Source organism: Streptomyces sp. NPDC014764, assembly GCF_043082785.1.
In the GTDB taxonomy this organism is placed as follows: domain Bacteria; phylum Actinomycetota; class Actinomycetes; order Streptomycetales; family Streptomycetaceae; genus Streptomyces; species Streptomyces althioticus.
Genome location: NZ_JBIBXY010000003.1, coordinates 605,273 through 621,323, shown reverse-complemented (window position 1 = coordinate 621,323; position 16,051 = coordinate 605,273). Strand labels below are relative to the sequence as shown.

Below are 16,051 nucleotides of genomic sequence, written 5' to 3'. Positions count from 1 at the left end.
GAAGACGCGACACGGGGGGCGCGACAAACCATCACAGTGCGGTCTCTCTGGCACCCCCTCGGTTCCCAGGACAGGCCGGGGTACCTACCCTGACCCTGTCAAGACCATTGCGGGGCAACGTGAATCAGATGCAGGGCTCGCTCGTCGCGGGCCGCTACCGACTCGGCGAATCCATCGGGAGCGGTGGCATGGGCCGGGTGTGGCGCGCACACGACGAGGTGCTGCACCGTTCCGTCGCCATCAAGGAACTCACCGCCGCGCTCTACGTCTCCGACAGCGAACAGGCCACCCTGCTGGCCCGCACCCGCGCGGAGGCGCGGGCCGCCGCGCGGATCAACCACTCGGCCGTCGTCACCGTGCACGACGTGCTGGAGCACGACAGCCGGCCGTGGATCGTCATGGAGCTGGTCGAGGGCCGCTCGCTGGCCGACGCGGTCAAGGAGCAGGAGCGCGTCGAGCCCCGCGAGGCCGCCCGCATCGGCCTGTGGGTGCTGCGCGCCCTGCGCGCCGCGCACGCCGCCGGCGTCCTGCACCGCGACGTGAAGCCCGGCAACGTCCTGCTCGGCCGGGACGGGCGGGTGCTGCTCACCGACTTCGGCATCGCGCAGATAGACGGCGACGCGGCCATCACCCGTACCGGCGAGGTCGTCGGCTCCGTCGACTACTTGGCGCCCGAGCGGGTCCGCGGCCACGACCCCGGCCCCGCGTCCGACCTGTGGGCGCTCGGCGCCACCCTCTACACGGCGGTGGAGGGCATCTCGCCGTTCCGCCGCACCTCGCCGCTCACCACCATGCAGGCCGTCGTCGAGGAGGAGGCCGAGCCGCTCCGGCACGCGGGGCCGCTCACGCCCGTCATCAGTGCGTTCCTCCGGAAGGATCCGGCCACCCGGCCCGACACCGCGACGGCCGAGCAGATGCTCGCCGAGGCCGCGGAAGGACGCCGGCCCCGCGAGGCGCAGGAGTACGTGCCCACCCAGGCCGTCGGCGCCCGCGTCCCGCTGCCGCGCCAAACCGGACCGCACCCCGGCGCGGGCGCACAGCCCTACCCGACCGGCACGCCGGCCCGCCCGCAGAGCAGCGGTTCCACCTCCGTGCAGGCGCCGTACGGGGCGCCGACGGTGCCTCGCCGGCGCTCGCGCGGGCGGACGGTCGCCCTGGTCGTGGCGCTGGCCGCGATCATCGGCGGCGGTACGGCGGTGGTGCTCCAGCAGCAGGACGACCGGGGTGGCGTCCCGGCCGCGCCGGGCGAGACCGCCGAGGCTCCTGCGACGCCCGGCGTGTCGGACACGGAGGGGACCGACACCGACGGCCTGCCCGCGGGGTGGGTGCGCCGCAGCGACCCCTTCGGATTCACCGTCGTGCTGCCCGGCGAGGACTGGGAGCGGGTGGTGTTCGACGAGGAGACCCAGCAGGTCGACTACACCCCCGACGGCGGCAAGCACTTCCTGCGCATAGCGGCCGACGACGCCCCGGACTTCGACGACCCGTTCGACCACCTCAGCGACCTCGACCAGCAGGTCGGCGGGCGTCTGGTCGACTACGAGCAGATCGAGCTGAAGCGCCTGACATACCGCGACCGCGAGGCCGCGCGCCTGGAGTACAGCTGGACCGCGCTGCCCAAGGACACCGAGTTCCCCGGGCCGTACCGGGCGGTGGACCACATGTACCTCACGCGCGACGGCGTGGAGTACGCCCTGTACATGGCCGGGCCCGCCGAGGACTGGGACACGACCATGCAGCAGTTCGAGACGATTCTCAGAGGCTGGCGCGAGCCCTGACCGCCCCCGGCGTGCGCGGACGTGCGCCCGTTGGCCGAATCGCCGTACCGGAGCGGACACATCCGGTGGGGCATGATGGGCGCATGGTGACCGAGGGGGAGCCGGACAACGGGACGGACGGGGCCAACGCCCGCGTCGTGGCGGGACGTTACCGTCTGGAAGAGCTGCTCGGACGCGGCGGCATGGGCGTGGTGTGGCGAGCCACGGACCAACTGCTCGGCCGGGGCGTCGCGGTGAAGGCGCTGCCCTTCGACGAGACGCTCACCGCGGCCGACGCGCGGCGGCAGCGGGACCGCACGCTGCGCGAGGCACGCGCCCTGGCACAGCTCAGCCACCCGAACATCATCGTCGTGCACGACGTCGTCGAGGACGACGAACGTCCCTACATCGTCCTCGAGTTGATCGACGGACCGTCCCTCGCCGACCGGATGGCGTCCGACGGGCCCGTGGACGCGGCGGAGGCCGCGCGGATCGGCGTCGACCTGCTGAGGGCTCTGCGCGCCGCGCACGAGGCCGGGGTGCTGCACCGCGACCTCAAGCCCGCCAACGTGCTGCTGGAGAACGGCACCGACCGGGTGCTGCTCACCGACTTCGGCATCGCGCAGATGCCCGGCTCGACCACGCTCACCGAGAACGGGTCGTTCGTCGGTTCGCCCGAGTACACCGCCCCCGAGCGGATGTCGGGCGCGCGGACCGGGCCCGAGTCGGACCTGTGGTCGCTGGGCGCGCTGCTGTGTGCGGCGCTCAGCGGCGAGTCGCCGTTCCGTCGCGACTCGCTGAGCGGCGTGCTGCACGCGGTGGTGGTCGACGAGATCCGGCCGCCCGAGCAGGCCGCGCCGATCCTGCCCGTGGTGCTGGGCCTGCTGGAGCGCGACCCGGACCGGCGGCTGGACGCCGACCGGGCCGAACGGATGCTGCGCGCGTTCCTGGCCACCGGCCGGACGCCCGAGACGGCCCCGCTCGACCTGCTGCCGGACCGCGACCCGCCCCGCCGCCGGCTGCCGTTGTGGCGGGAGGTGCCGGAGGCCGCCCCGCGGGGCGCGCCGGCCGGTCGCGGCGTACGGCGCCAGCCCACCCGGGGCGCTCTGGTGGCGGCGCTGGTGATCGCCGCGCTGGCCGGGGCGGGCGTGTCCGCGGGGGCGCTGCTGCTCCAGGACCGGGGCGGCGAGGGAGGCGGCGGCACACCGAGCACCACGGCGCCCGAGACGCCCGCGCCCGGGTCGACGCCCGGCCCCGTGCCGCCTGCCACCACCCCGCAGCGTCCGGCGCCGTCACCCACGGGGGCCGGTGCCTCGCCGTCGGATGCCGGCGCCTCGTCCACGGAGGCCGGCGACCCGACCACGCCGCCGGACGGGACGAGTCCGTCCCCGCCGGACACCTCCGCCGCAGCCTCGGCTGCCTAACCCACAGGCAGGTCGTACCCGCATAGCCGTATAAAAGCGGCATAAGTCCCGGCGTCGGTCACGGGTCTGTGACCGGTGGCGGCCCGCTGTGGAGCGGCGGTGGTCCGGCACGATATGCATGGAGCCATGAGCAGTGACGGGGGAGCCCGCAACGGGGCCGACGAGCCGACCAGTTTTGGTCTGCAACCGCCCAACCAGAACCCGCCGGCGGCCGTGCCGCATCCCGGCAATCCCTACGCGGCTCCGACCGTCGTGGTCCCGCCCCAGGGGGACGGCCAGGCGCACGCGCACGGCCGGGCGCCGCACCCCGCGCCGGACGGCGCGCGGGGACGGGACACCGCGCAGGCGGGCGGCCCGCAGCAGGCCGCCCCGGTGGGTGACCCGGTTCCGTCCGGTCCGTCCGCGCCCGATCCCGGCGCGGGACGGGTGATCGCCGACCGCTACCGGCTGCTCGCCAAGCTCGGTCACGGCGGCATGGGCACCGTGTGGCGGGCCAAGGACGAGACGGTGGACCGCGAGGTCGCCGTCAAGGAGCCCCGGGTCCCCGACCACCTTCCCGAACGTGAACGGGTCAACGTCTTCGAGCGGATGCGCCGCGAGGCCCGCGCCGCCGCCCGGCTCGACCACCCCGCCGTGGTCAACGTCCACGACGTCGCCGTGGTCGACGGGCGGCCGTGGATCGTGATGGAGCTCGTCCAGGGCCGCTCGCTCGGCGCGGTGCTCCAGGAGGAGGGCACGCTCTCCGCACGCGAGGCCGCCCGCGTCGGCCTGGAGGTGCTCGGCGCACTGGAGGCCGCGCACGCTGCGGGCGTCCTGCACCGGGACGTCAAGCCGGACAACGTGCTGCTGGGCCGGCACGACCGGGTCGTGCTCACCGACTTCGGCATCGCCCAGATCGAGGGCGAGACCAATCTGACCGACACCGGCGGCTTCGTCGGCTCGCCCGAGTACATCGCCCCGGAGCGGGTGCTGGGCCAGCGTCCCGGCCCCGCCTCCGACCTGTGGTCGCTCGGCGTGGTGCTGTACGCGGCGACGGAGGGCGTGTCGCCGTTCCGCCGCAGCAACACGCCCGCCACCCTCCAGTCCGTGCTCAACGCCACGCCGGCGCCGCCCGCCGCCGCGCAGGGCCCGCTGGCCGAGATCATCACGGCGCTGCTCCAGAAGGACCCGGCGCGCCGTCCGGGCGCGGCCCAGGTCCGCGCCGCCCTGGAGGCCGCTGCGAACCCGCCCGTGCCGCAGCCCACCCAGGTGGCCCCGCTGCCCGCGCCCGGCCGCGAGAGTGGCATCCGTATCGGCCGCAGGGCGCTCCTGGGGCTGGGCGCGGCGGTGGTCGCGGCCGCCGTCGTGGTGGGCCTGGTGATCGCGGACCCGTTCGCGGGACCGCTGCCCGACGGCTGGAAGACGCACGACCTCGGCGACCGGGCGGGTGTCTCCCTCGCGGTGCCGGAGGGCTTCGTGAAGGACGAGCCGGCCGAGGACGCCGACGGCACCGTCGCCTCCTTCACCGACCCGAGCGGGATGGTGCGGATCGAGACCGACCGCGACCTGAACGCCGACGACGAGGACGACAAGATCCCGGCGTCGGCGTCCGAGCAGGCGTTCGCCCACTGGAACGAGCTGAAGGACGGCGAGTTCTCCTTGGGGATCGCCGCCACGCCGGCGCCGCAGGGGCGGCCCCGGGAGACGACGTACAAGGAGCAGGACGCGGCGACGAACACGATCGTCTTCACCACGACCACCACGCCGCCCCTGCAGCGCGAGGCGCAGGTCCTGTACTACCGGAACGCGGACGGCGACATGTACCGGCTCTGGGTCGTCTACCCCGCGAAGGGCTACTTCGCCGAGGACGGCCGCGAGATCGCCCGCACCGTCTTCGACACCTGGGACGTCCACAAGCGCTGACACCCCGCCCGGTCACCGGCACCCCGCGGGGCGCCGGTGACCGCAACGCGCTGATCAGCGGCTTCGTTGCCAGCGTTCACTGGCAATGTGTGAGCCCTGCGCGAATCTGTTACCGACGGGTACACAAAGTGTGCGCCCCGGCATACTCTGCGCCTCATGACGGACGCGCAGACCCGGGAAACGACCGGCACCAATCCACTGGCCCCCGCCCCCCAGGGCGTACGCACCGCAGCCGACGTGGTCACGCCGGAACTGGTCGCCCGGCTCACCAAGGGCGTGGCGGGCTCCGGCCGCACCGCCAACCACACGCCGTTCACCGGCGAGAAGCTGGCCGACCTGCCCGAGTCGACGCCCGAGGACGTGGCGAAGGCGTTCGAGGCGGCCCGCGCCGCCCAGGCCGTGTGGGCTCGGACACCGGTCCGGGAGCGGGCCGCCGTGCTGCTGCGCTTCCACGACCTGGTGCTCAGCCGCCAGGCGGAGGTGCTGGACCTGGTCCAGCTGGAGACCGGCAAGGCCCGGCTGCACGCCCACGAGGAGGTCCAGGCGGTCGCCGTCGCCGCCCGCCACTACGGCCGCCGCGCCGCCGCCTATCTGCGGCCCAAGCGGCACACGGGCGCCGTGCCCGTGCTGACGAAGGTCACCGAGCTGCGCCACCCGCGCGGCGTCATCGGTCAGATCGCCCCCTGGAACTACCCGCTCGAACTGTCCGTCGGCGACGCCCTCCCGGCGTTCGTCGCGGGCAACGCCGTCGTCATGAAGCCCGACACGGAGACCTGCCTGACCGCGCTGTGGGCCCGTGACCTGCTGATCGAGGCCGGACTGCCCGCCGGCGTGTTCCAGGTCGTCCTCGGCGAGGGCCCGGTCGTCGGACCCGAGGTCGTCCGGCACGCCGACTACGTCTCGTTCACCGGCTCCACCCGCACCGGCCGCGAGGTCGCGCAGGGCGCCGCCGCCCGCCTGGTCGGCGTCTCCCTCGAACTCGGCGGCAAGAACGCCATGCTGGTGCTGGAGGACGCCGACCTGGACAAGGCCGCCGCCGGCGCCGTCCGTGCCTGCTTCTCCTCCGCGGGCCAGCTCTGCATCTCCATCGAGCGGCTCTACGTCCACGAGGCGGTGGCCGACGCCTTCCTGGAGCGCTTCGCCGCCCGCACCAAGGCGCTGCGCCTGGGCACCGCCCTCGCCTACGGCGCCGACATGGGCTCCCTGGTCGGGCAGCGACAGCTGGACGCGGTCACCCGGCACGTCGAGGACGCCGTCGCCAAGGGCGCCGAGGTCCTCGCCGGCGGCACCGCCCGCCCGGACATCGGCCCCTACTTCTACGAGCCGACCATTCTCGACGGCGTCGAGACCCCGATGAGCGTGTGCACGGAGGAGACCTTCGGCCCGGTCGTCTCGATCTACCGCTTCTCCTCCGACGACGAGGCGGTCGAGCGCGCCAACGGAACGCCGTACGGGCTCAACTCGTCGGTGTGGACGCGGAACGCCCGCCGTGGCCGCGAGATCGCCGCCCGTTTGCGCACCGGCACCGTGAACGTCAACGAGGGGTACGCCCCGGCGTACGGCAGCGTGCAGGCCCCGATGGGCGGCATGAAGGACTCCGGTCTCGGCCGCCGGCACGGCTCGGAGGGGATCCTCAAGTACACCGAGGCCCAGACCGTCGCACAGCAGCGGCTGCTGCCGATGGCGCCGTCGCTCGGCATGGACGACGAGAAGTACGCGGCCTTCATGAGCCGCAGCCTGCGCCTGATGAAGGCGTTCCGCTTCCGCTAGGTCACTCCGCCGGGTCCCCCTCCCGGCGCCGCGGCTTCGAACGAGAGCTTTCGACGAGGAGAGCACGTGTCACAGGAGAACTCCGTCCCCGCCCCCGACGGCGACGCCGGCTACGACTACGACGTCCTCGTCGTCGGCTCGGGCTTCGGCGGTTCCGTCTCGGCGCTCCGGCTGACCGAGAAGGGCTACCGCGTCGGCGTGCTGGAGGCCGGCCGCCGCTGGACCCGCGAGTCGCTGCCGAAGAGCTCCTGGGACCTGAAGAACTACCTCTGGTCGCCCAAGCTCGGGATGTACGGCATCCAGCGCATCCATCTGCTGGGCAACGTGATGGTGCTGGCCGGCGCGGGGGTCGGCGGCGGCTCTCTGAACTACGCCAACACCCTGTACGTGCCGCCGAAGCCGTTCTTCGAGGATCCCCAGTGGGGGAACATCACCAACTGGCAGGAGGAGCTGGCGCCGTACTACGACCAGGCGCGGCGCATGCTCGGCGTGCGGCTCAACCCGACGATGACCCCCTCGGACGTGCATCTGAAGGCGGCGGCCGAGCGGATGGGCTGCGGCGACACCTTCCACATGGCGCCCGTCGGGGTCTTCTTCGGCGACGGCGAGGACGCCGACGGCACGGTCAAGGCCACGCCGGGGCAGGAGGTGCCCGACCCGTACTTCGGCGGGGCGGGCCCCTCGCGGCGGGCCTGCGCCGAGTGCGGCGAGTGCATGACGGGCTGCCGGCACGGCGCGAAGAACACCCTCAACGAGAACTACCTGTACCTCGCCGAGAAGGCGGGCGCGGTCGTGCACCCGATGACCACGGCCGTGTCGGTGACGGAGGACTCGCGCGGCGGGTTCGCCGTCGCCACCCTCCCCACGAACGACCGCCGCAAGGGCAAGGGCCGCACGTTCACCGCACGCCGGGTGGTGCTGGCCGCCGGCACCTACGGCACGCAGACGCTGCTGCACCGGATGCGCGCGGGCGGGCAGCTCCCGCACCTCTCGGACCGGCTGGGCGAGATGACCCGCACCAACTCCGAGGCGCTGGTGGGCGCGCAGACCGACGACCGCCGCTACCGCAAGGCGACCGGCGAGCCCAAGGCAGACTTCACCCGCGGTGTGGCCATCACGTCCTCCATCCACCCGGACGAGAACACCCACATAGAGCCGGTCCGCTACGGCAAGGGCTCCAACTCGATGGGCTCCCTGTCGATCCTCCAGGTCCCGTACGCCGACAACGCCTCGGGCGCGGTCCGGGTGCTGGGCTGGCTGGGCAACGCGGCCCGGCACCCCTGGCTGATGCTGCGGTCGCTGTCCAACCGGCGCTGGTCGGAGCGGACCATCATCGGCCTGGTGATGCAGTCCCTGGACAACTCCCTGACCACGTACCTCAAGCCGTCGGGGGTGGGCCGCGGCCTGCTCACCGCGCGGCCGGGACACGGCGCCCCCAACCCCAAGCAGATCAAGGCGGCGACCGACGGCGCGTCCGCGCTGGCCGCCGAGATCAACGGCTTCGCCGGCTCCAACGTGGGCGAGCTGACGGGCATGCCGCTCACCGCCCACTTCCTCGGCGGCTGCGCGATAGGAGACTCGCCCGCGACCGGCGTGATCGACCCGTACCACCGGCTGTACGGGCACCCCGGCATCACGGTCGTCGACGGGTCGGCGGTCTCCGCGAACCTCGGTGTGAACCCCTCGCTGACCATCACCGCGCAGGCCGAGCGGGCGATGTCGTTCTGGCCCAACAAGGGTGAGGAGGACCCGCGTCCGGCGCAGGGCCAGGAGTACCGGCGGCTGAACCCGGTGGAGCCGAAGGCGCCGGCAGTCCCGGCCGACGCGTTCGGCGCGCTGAAGCTGCCGTTCCTGGGGATGCCGGCGGTGCCGCCGAAGAAGTAGCCGCGCATGCGTGACACAGAAGTAGCCGCGTATGCGTGACACAGAGGAAAGGACCTGTGCCCCCCTCCGAGCTCAGGTCCTTTCCCCTTGTCACGGGGCCGCCGCACGGGCGGCCGGGATCACGCCTCGGCGCCGGCCTTGCGACGGCGGACGACGAACAGCGCACCCGCGCCGGCCACGACGGCGACACCGCCGACCAGGCCGATCACCGGCAGGGCCGAGTTCGAGCCGGTCTCGGCGAGGCTGCCGGTGATCTTCACCTCGCTGACCTTGTCGAGCTCCTTGACGCCCCCGGTCTGCGGCTCGGCGTCGTCCGGGTCACCGGCGTCGGAGCCGGCCGCCAGGATGTCGAAGAAGTAGATCCAGCCGTTCGGGTCGTCGGCGATCCAGCAGCCCTCGGTGTCCGAGTACTCGGCGAAACCGCCGGTGAGGCCGAGCGCGTCCGGCACCTCGCCGCTGACGGAGAGCCGCAGCTGGTAGGAGACGGACTGGCCGGCGCCCAGCGAGAACGCGGCGAACGTGGCGCCCTCGCCCGCGGCGCCCGCGAGCGTGTTCCACGTGCCGGCCGCCTTGTCGTACGCCTGGACCGTGATCTGGCCGGAGTGGTCGCGGACGTCCTCCCAGCCGATGGCGGCGACGCCGATCAGCGGCTTGATGTTCTTGATCTCCTCGTCGCCGCGGTTGCTGACGTCGAAGGAGAACGTGGTCCAGCCGCTGCCCGCGACGATCGTCTCGGGCAGGCCCGACAGACCGCTGCGCAGGGCGTCGCTGAGCTCGGCCGTGCTCTCGCCGTCCTCGTCGAGGCAGAGCTCAGGGTCCTCCTCGGCCGGGGTGCTCGTGCTGGGGCTCGGCGAGGGGGAGGCGGAGGTGGAGGCCGAGGGCGAAGGGCTGGAGGACGGGGAGGACGAGGCGGAGCCGTCGTCGGTGCCGTTCCCCTCCTCGCCGGTGCCGCCCTCGTCGCCGTTCGCGGGGTCGTCGGTGTCCTGCTCCGGCTGTCCGTCCTGCTCGCCGGCGCCCGACTCCGTGGACTCCGTCTCGGCGGGGGCGGTCGTCGGGGCGGTCGTCTCCGCCTCCGTCGACCGGGTCGCGGAGGCGGCGGACGCGGGGTCGGTCGCGTGGGCGGCGGGGGCCGCGAGGAGGGCGGCCGGGACTATCGCTGCCGTCGCGGCCGCTGCGGCCAGGGCGCGGCGAAGCTTCATGAAGACCTCGGTGAGTCCGGCGTGCCGCGCGGTCGCGGCACGAGTCGAAGAGCGCCTCCGTGCGGGGCGCACGGGTCTGATCGCTGATGTCGGTGAGTTCGATCACCGAGACCCGCGGATGGTTGTCCCGGATCTCACAGAATCTTTACGTGATGTAGATCACGCGCAGGCAGGGTGATTGCTGGGTTGGGCTCGCCGCCCGCCAAGATCACGTGCGTTTGCATCACGCCGAGGGAAGGACCGCCTTCCCGTGGCCGAGAAGCCGTCCGAACAGTCCCGGCCGGAGTCCTCGGCCCCTTCCGACGACGAGGTGGGAGCAGTTCCTCCGGAACAGCGAGGCCGGTGTCCCGGACTCCGCGCCGAAGGAGCCCTCCGCCCGGGCCCGGACGGTGACCGAGCGGCTGCGCGCCATGGACGAGGCCCAGGCCGCGGCGGCCGGCCGCGAGGGCCGCCGGTTCGGGCAGAGGAAGCCCGCCGCACCCGCCCGGCCGGAGGGCCGGCGCACGGGTCCCGCCCTGCGGACCGAGTCCCCGCGGGCCGGTGCGACCCGCGACCCGTACGACCGCAGCACGGCCGTGTCCAGCGAGGGCGAGTGCGGGGTCGTCTCCCGCACCTGAGCGGTGCCGGGGCACGCGCGTCGGCCGGCCCCGGGCGTCCCCGGGGCCGGCCGATCTCTCGCGTGACCGGGGCGGCTGTCCCCTGCCCTCCCGGTCACCAGTACCGGAGCGAGGTCCCACGACGCACGGCACGAGCCGTCCGTCTCATCGCTCCGGCGAGCCACGCGTGATGCTGCTCCGGTCCGCCCCTGGCTGACGCGGACACCGGTACCAACGACCCGCCTGGCCCGCCGGTCACGCACCGGACGGGTGAGAGGCGATCCGCACGCCAGTACCGGGAACGCGGATTCAGATCTTGCCCCGGCACAGCTCCAGCAGGGTCATGGCGAGTGCGGTGCCCGGCTTGCCCAGGGCGTCCCGGTACGTGGCGAGGATCTCCATCTCGCGGGAGAGGTTCACACGGCGGCCGCCGGAGGCGATCCGTTCCTTCTGGATCACGGCGGACACCGCCATCCGTTCCTGCACCAGACCGATGATCCGGTCGTCCAGGGCGTCGATCCGCTCACGGGCGTCGCTGATCAGCTCGGCGGCCTCGGCGGTGCGGGCGCCGGTCTTCTCGGTGGGCTCGGTGGTGACGGCGGTCATGTCAGGGCTCCTCGGTGGGTGATGGCCCCGGAGCGACACGGTCCGGTGAAACGCCAGGCGCCCCGGACCTGTCGGCCCGGGGCGCCTGGGAAGTCGCTTGTCAGCTGCTCAAGCAGCACGACCATGGCAGCCGGCGGGCCGGGTGCCATAGGTAAAGAGGAAGGTCGGGTGCGTGAGCATGGGGCCAGTATGCCCGGTCGGCCCGGTCCGTCCAACGCGCGGCCCGCATGGTGAGACGTGGCGGGGGGCGCCGGGCGCGGATCGGGCCGGGACGGACCGCGTCGCCGTCTCGGTAGAATCGGGAGGCACAAGACCCCCTCCCCACCGCCGGAAGGCACCTCGTGTCATCAGCGACTCCCGCTGCCAACGCGCCCGACACCGTCCTGGTCGTCGACTTCGGCGCGCAGTACGCCCAGCTCATCGCCCGTCGCGTCCGCGAGGCGCGGGTCTACAGCGAGATCGTGCCGAGCACCATGCCGGTCGCGGAGATCCTCGCCAAGAACCCCGCGGCGATCATCCTCTCCGGCGGCCCCTCGTCCGTGTACGAGGAGGGCGCCCCCCGCCTCGACCGCGAGCTCTTCGAGGCCGGCGTCCCCGTCTTCGGCATGTGCTACGGCTTCCAGCTCATGGCACAGACCCTGGGCGGCCAGGTGGACAACACCGGCGCCCGTGAGTACGGCCGCACCGACCTGCACGTCGCCAAGAACTCCTCCACCCTCTTCGAGGGGACCCCCGAGGAGCAGGCGGTCTGGATGTCGCACGGCGACGCCTGCTCCGCCGCCCCCGAGGGCTTCACCGTCACCGCGTCCACGGACGTCGTCCCGGTCGCCGCCTTCGAGAACGACGAGAAGAAGCTCTACGGCGTCCAGTACCACCCCGAGGTGATGCACTCCACGCACGGACAGCAGGTGCTGGAGCACTTCCTGTACCGCGGCGCGGGCCTCACGCCGAACTGGACCACCGGCAACGTCATCGACGAGCAGGTGGCCGCCATCCGTGAGCTGGTCGGCGACAAGCGCGCCATCTGCGGCCTGTCCGGCGGCGTGGACTCCGCCGTGGCCGCCGCTCTGGTGCAGAAGGCCATCGGCTCCCAGCTGACCTGCGTCTACGTCGACCACGGCCTGATGCGCAAGGACGAGACCGAGCAGGTCGAGAAGGACTTCGTCGCCGCGACCGGCGTCCAGCTCAAGGTCGTCGACGCCGAGGAGCGGTTCCTGAAGGCGCTGGCCGGGGTCTCCGACCCCGAGCAGAAGCGCAAGATCATCGGCCGGGAGTTCATCCGGGTCTTCGAGCAGGCCCAGGCCGAGATCATCGCCGACGAGGGCCCCGCGGTGGAGTTCCTGGTGCAGGGCACCCTCTACCCGGACGTCGTCGAGTCCGGCGGCGGCAGCGGCACCGCCAACATCAAGTCCCACCACAACGTGGGCGGTCTACCCGAGGACCTCGAGTTCCAGCTGATCGAGCCGCTGCGCAAGCTGTTCAAGGACGAGGTCCGGATGGTCGGCCAGGAGCTCGGCCTGCCCGAGGAGATCGTCCACCGGCAGCCCTTCCCCGGCCCCGGCCTGGGCATCCGCATCGTCGGCGAGGTCACCAAGGAGCGGCTCGACCTGCTCCGCGAGGCCGACGCGATCGCCCGCGAGGAGCTGACCGCGGCCGGTCTCGACCGTGACATCTGGCAGTGCCCCGTGGTGCTGCTCGCCGACGTCCGCTCGGTCGGCGTCCAGGGCGACGGCCGCACCTACGGTCACCCGATCGTGCTGCGCCCGGTGTCCTCGGAGGACGCCATGACCGCCGACTGGTCGCGGCTGCCGTACGACGTCCTCGCGAAGGTCTCCACGCGGATCACCAACGAGGTCCGGGACGTCAACCGGGTCGTGCTGGACGTCACGTCCAAGCCGCCGGGCACCATCGAGTGGGAGTGATCCCCCAGCGGTCCGAGGTCATGTCCGCCTGAGCGTGCGCACCGGCGCTCCGGGCTTCCAGACCTCCACGACGAGGTACTTCTCGTCCTCCACGGAGGTCCGCACGACCTCCGTGACCTCGGTGCGGAAGAGGTGGAACGGCTCCGGCGGTTCCACCTCTTCGGCGTACCGGGCGCGGGTCTCCGTGTCGTCCTCCGGCACCTCGACCGCCCGGCCCGCGATCCGCACGTCGCCGCCGCCCATGGTCGTGCCCTCGCCCGGGTTCGCCTGGAGCGAGAAGCGGGGGTCGCGGCGCAGGTCCAGCGCCTTCATCGACCCCGGCATCATCCCGAACCACAGCTCGCCGCCCAGGAAGCGCACCTCCAGGCCCGTGGTGCGCGGCGAGCCGTCCTTGCGGAGGGTCGCCAGGACGTGGTGTGTGTGGGAGGCGAGGCGCTCCTCGACGGTCCGCGCCAGACCGGGTTCGGCCGCGGCGAACGCTCCCCAGGTGACGCCGGCGTCACTCCGGCCGTCCATGTCCGTGTGCGTGCTCATGGAGCGAGTGTGACCCGGAAGACCGACATCCTCTGTCGGGTATCCGGGTGGTCCGCCGGGTATCCGGACGGATGTCCGGTGTTACGGAACAGAGCTGTCGTACGGCGCGCCCCCCGGGTAACTTCCGCCCCGTACGCGAACCCCCCGCGGGAGGACTCATGCACGGGCCCACTCCGCCCCCGCCGGTGCCCACCGACAAACTGCAGTTCGCCATGCCGCCCATGCACGACTCCCTCGAGGACGAACGCAGGCACCGCAAGGAGCGGCTGGCGGGCGCGCTGCGGCTGTTCGGCCGGCTCGGCTACGAGGACGGCGTCTCCGGGCACATCACCGCACGCGACCCCGAGTTCAGCGACTGCTTCTGGGTCAACCCGTTCGGCATACCGTTCCGGCACGTCACCGTGAGCGACCTGGTGCTCGCCAACCAGGACGGCCAGGTCGTCGAGGGCGGACACCACGTCAACCAGGCCGCCTTCGCCGTCCACGCCCAGGTGCACGCGGCCCGGCCGGACGTCGTCGCCGTCGCCCACTGTCACTCCGTGCACGGCCGTGCGCTGGCCGCCCTCGGCGAGCTGCTCGACCCGATCACCCAGGAGAGCTGCGCCTTCTACGAGGACCACGCCCTCTACGACGCCTACACCTCCGTCACCGTCGACCCCGAGGAGGGCCGCCGCATCGCCGCCGCCCTCGGCACCCGCAAGGCGCTGGTGCTGCGCAACCACGGGCTGCTGACCGTGGGCGACTCGGTGGACGCGGCGGCCTGGTGGTTCATGACCATGGAGCGTTCCTGCCAGGTGCAGCTCACGGCGCGGGCGGCCGGCCGTCCCGTGCTGATCGAGCACCGCCAGGCGGCGGCCACCCGGGAGCAGCTGGGCGGGGACCTGGTGGCGTGGATCAACTACCAGCCGATGTGGCGGGAGATCACGCGGAGCGAGCCGGATCTGCTGGACTGAACGCGTGTGTGGCGGGGCGCGCGGGAGGGCGGGGGAGGTGCGTCAACACGGCGCCTCGGAGTTCACCCGTGGCGACCGGGCCCGGCGGACGGGACGGGCGTGGCGTAGGGCACAATTCGCTCTCGATGCGGGGGAGTTGTCCGGTGGCCGCCGACGGCGGTCGTGGTGTGTCGAGATGTGTCGGGTAGTGCGGGAAGGCGGCTTCGGGCGTGGCGGTGCAGGAGGCGAGACAGGGCGGAGCGGATCCGGCTGCCCACGAGGGCGGCTGCACCTGCGGGGACTGTCCGCACGGGGCGCGTGAGGGGCATCGGCGCGCGGTCGCCGCGTTCCTGGTGAAGCGGGACGAGTACGCCACCGGCCAGGGGCTCCCTGCCGCGGTGGCCCACTCCGCCTCCGCCTCCCGGCAGTGGGTCTCCGAGGAACTCGCCCAGGCCGCCGAGGCGGTGGCCGAACGCGGCCGGGCCGAGGGCGCGGCCTGGCTGGCCCGCCTCTGGCAGCGGACCGCGGTCGTCGTCTGGGCCGGAGTCCTCGCGCTGCTGCTCGTGCAGGCACTCACCGCGATCGGCGCGGGCTGGACCTCCGCGCGCACCGCGGGGCTGCTGGCCGCGGTGCTGGTGGCGGGGGCGCTCACCGCGGCGTCCTGGTACCACCGGGCACGCGGCGGTGCGCTCGCGCCGGTCATCGGCGAGGACAACCGGCTCTCCACGTCCCGCGCGGTGGCGGGCTCCTGGGTCCTGCTCGTCGCGTTCGCCGTCCTCGTGCTGGTGGGGCGGCTCGCGGCCGCCTCCGACCACCGGGAGCGCGACGCGCTGATCGACGGCCTGGAACTCGCCCGGGGCGCCGGCGTGGTGACCGTGCTCGCCGTTGTCTGCGGCATCGCCGTCCTGGTGCGCCGGGTGGTCGGGCTGCGGGTGCAGGGACAGCGGCTCCAGAAGGTGCGCGCCCACCGGCCCAGGGCGGCCGACCTGCTCACCGACGACTCCGGACGCGGCAGCTTCGCCGACATCCAGTACGTCGTCATCAACACCGTCGCCCTCGCCTTCGCCGCCGTACGGCTGGCCCGCCGTCCCGACCAGCTGCCCGACCTGCCCTGGGGGCTGGCCGTGGTGGTGCTGGTGTCGGCGGGCACCTACCTCGCGGGCAAGTACGCCGAGGGCGGGCGCCCGGTGATCCTGTCCGTGGTACGGGCCCGGGAGGCCGGGGATCTGGACGCGCCCATCCGCACCGGTGACGACATCGAGATCCGCGGCACCGGGTTCGTCCCGGCCGGGGCGCAGGGCGCGGACCGGCTGGCGCGCATGGTGGTGCGGGTCGGCCCGGTGCACGTCCATGTGCCGCTGGTGCCGGTGGTGGGCGGTTTCGACAACCCGGCCGACGACCTGCTGACCGTGCCGGTCCCCGCGGACGTGGAGCCCGGCCGGGTCGACGTGCAGGTGGTCACCGCGGCCGGAGTGGAGACCAACCGCTACACCATCGACGTCACGGAGTGACGGTGGGACGGCGG

Annotated in this window: 12 protein-coding genes; 9 read left to right on the top strand and 3 right to left on the bottom strand. The window is 73.2% G+C overall.

Annotated elements, in window-relative coordinates; all coding sequences use genetic code 11:
* Positions 1–128 precede the first annotated feature (128 nt).
* From ACF1AG_RS11555 to ACF1AG_RS11535, 5 genes are all read left to right on the top strand, one after another.
* Complete coding sequence (locus tag ACF1AG_RS11555; RefSeq protein ID WP_391809655.1) at positions 129–1,778, top strand: protein kinase; 1,650 nt, start codon at positions 129–131, stop codon at positions 1,776–1,778.
* Positions 1,779–1,861: 83 nt separating this feature from the next.
* The gene (locus tag ACF1AG_RS11550; RefSeq protein ID WP_391809654.1) at positions 1,862–3,181 is read left to right on the top strand and encodes a protein kinase; all 1,320 of its coding nucleotides are present in this window, start codon (positions 1,862–1,864) and stop codon (positions 3,179–3,181) included.
* Positions 3,182–3,307: 126 nt separating this feature from the next.
* On the top strand, positions 3,308–5,083 hold the full coding sequence (locus tag ACF1AG_RS11545) for a protein kinase (RefSeq protein ID WP_359606744.1): 1,776 nt from the start codon (positions 3,308–3,310) through the stop codon (positions 5,081–5,083).
* A gap of 156 nt (positions 5,084–5,239) precedes the next feature.
* Positions 5,240–6,853, top strand: coding sequence for a succinic semialdehyde dehydrogenase (locus ACF1AG_RS11540; protein ID WP_391809653.1), 1,614 nt, complete (start codon positions 5,240–5,242; stop codon positions 6,851–6,853).
* A 66-nt stretch (positions 6,854–6,919) separates the two neighbouring features.
* Positions 6,920–8,737 (top strand): GMC family oxidoreductase, encoded by a 1,818-nt coding sequence (locus tag ACF1AG_RS11535; protein ID WP_359606748.1) that lies wholly within the window; start codon positions 6,920–6,922, stop codon positions 8,735–8,737.
* A 119-nt stretch (positions 8,738–8,856) separates the two neighbouring features.
* On the opposite strand, the gene ACF1AG_RS11530 is transcribed toward ACF1AG_RS11535, so the two are convergent.
* The gene (locus ACF1AG_RS11530) at positions 8,857–9,936 is read right to left on the bottom strand and encodes an LAETG motif-containing sortase-dependent surface protein (protein ID WP_391809652.1); all 1,080 of its coding nucleotides are present in this window, start codon (positions 9,934–9,936) and stop codon (positions 8,857–8,859) included.
* Between the two features lie 389 nt (positions 9,937–10,325).
* Here ACF1AG_RS11530 and ACF1AG_RS11525 point away from each other — a divergent pair, with 389 nt between their 5' ends.
* A complete protein-coding gene (locus ACF1AG_RS11525) occupies positions 10,326–10,553 on the top strand; it encodes a hypothetical protein (protein WP_391809651.1) in 228 nt (75 codons plus the stop codon).
* A gap of 288 nt (positions 10,554–10,841) precedes the next feature.
* On the opposite strand, the gene ACF1AG_RS11520 is transcribed toward ACF1AG_RS11525, so the two are convergent.
* Positions 10,842–11,138, bottom strand: a complete 297-nt coding sequence (locus tag ACF1AG_RS11520; RefSeq protein WP_037641140.1) for a chorismate mutase — start codon at positions 11,136–11,138, stop codon at positions 10,842–10,844.
* 341 nt (positions 11,139–11,479) lie between these two features.
* Between ACF1AG_RS11520 and guaA the strand changes: the two genes are divergently transcribed.
* Complete coding sequence (gene guaA, locus ACF1AG_RS11515) at positions 11,480–13,060, top strand: glutamine-hydrolyzing GMP synthase (protein WP_391809650.1); 1,581 nt, start codon at positions 11,480–11,482, stop codon at positions 13,058–13,060.
* 18 nt (positions 13,061–13,078) lie between these two features.
* Here guaA and ACF1AG_RS11510 read toward each other — a convergent pair whose 3' ends face one another.
* The gene (locus tag ACF1AG_RS11510) at positions 13,079–13,594 is read right to left on the bottom strand and encodes a pyridoxamine 5'-phosphate oxidase family protein (RefSeq protein ID WP_391809649.1); all 516 of its coding nucleotides are present in this window, start codon (positions 13,592–13,594) and stop codon (positions 13,079–13,081) included.
* 158 nt (positions 13,595–13,752) lie between these two features.
* On the opposite strand from ACF1AG_RS11510, the gene ACF1AG_RS11505 reads away from it, so the two are divergent.
* Together ACF1AG_RS11505 and ACF1AG_RS11500 are read left to right on the top strand one after the other, a co-directional pair.
* A complete protein-coding gene (locus ACF1AG_RS11505) occupies positions 13,753–14,547 on the top strand; it encodes a class II aldolase/adducin family protein (protein WP_359607471.1) in 795 nt (264 codons plus the stop codon).
* A 209-nt stretch (positions 14,548–14,756) separates the two neighbouring features.
* Positions 14,757–16,037, top strand: a complete 1,281-nt coding sequence (locus ACF1AG_RS11500; RefSeq protein ID WP_359744142.1) for a hypothetical protein — start codon at positions 14,757–14,759, stop codon at positions 16,035–16,037.
* The last annotated feature ends 14 nt before the right edge of the window (positions 16,038–16,051 follow it).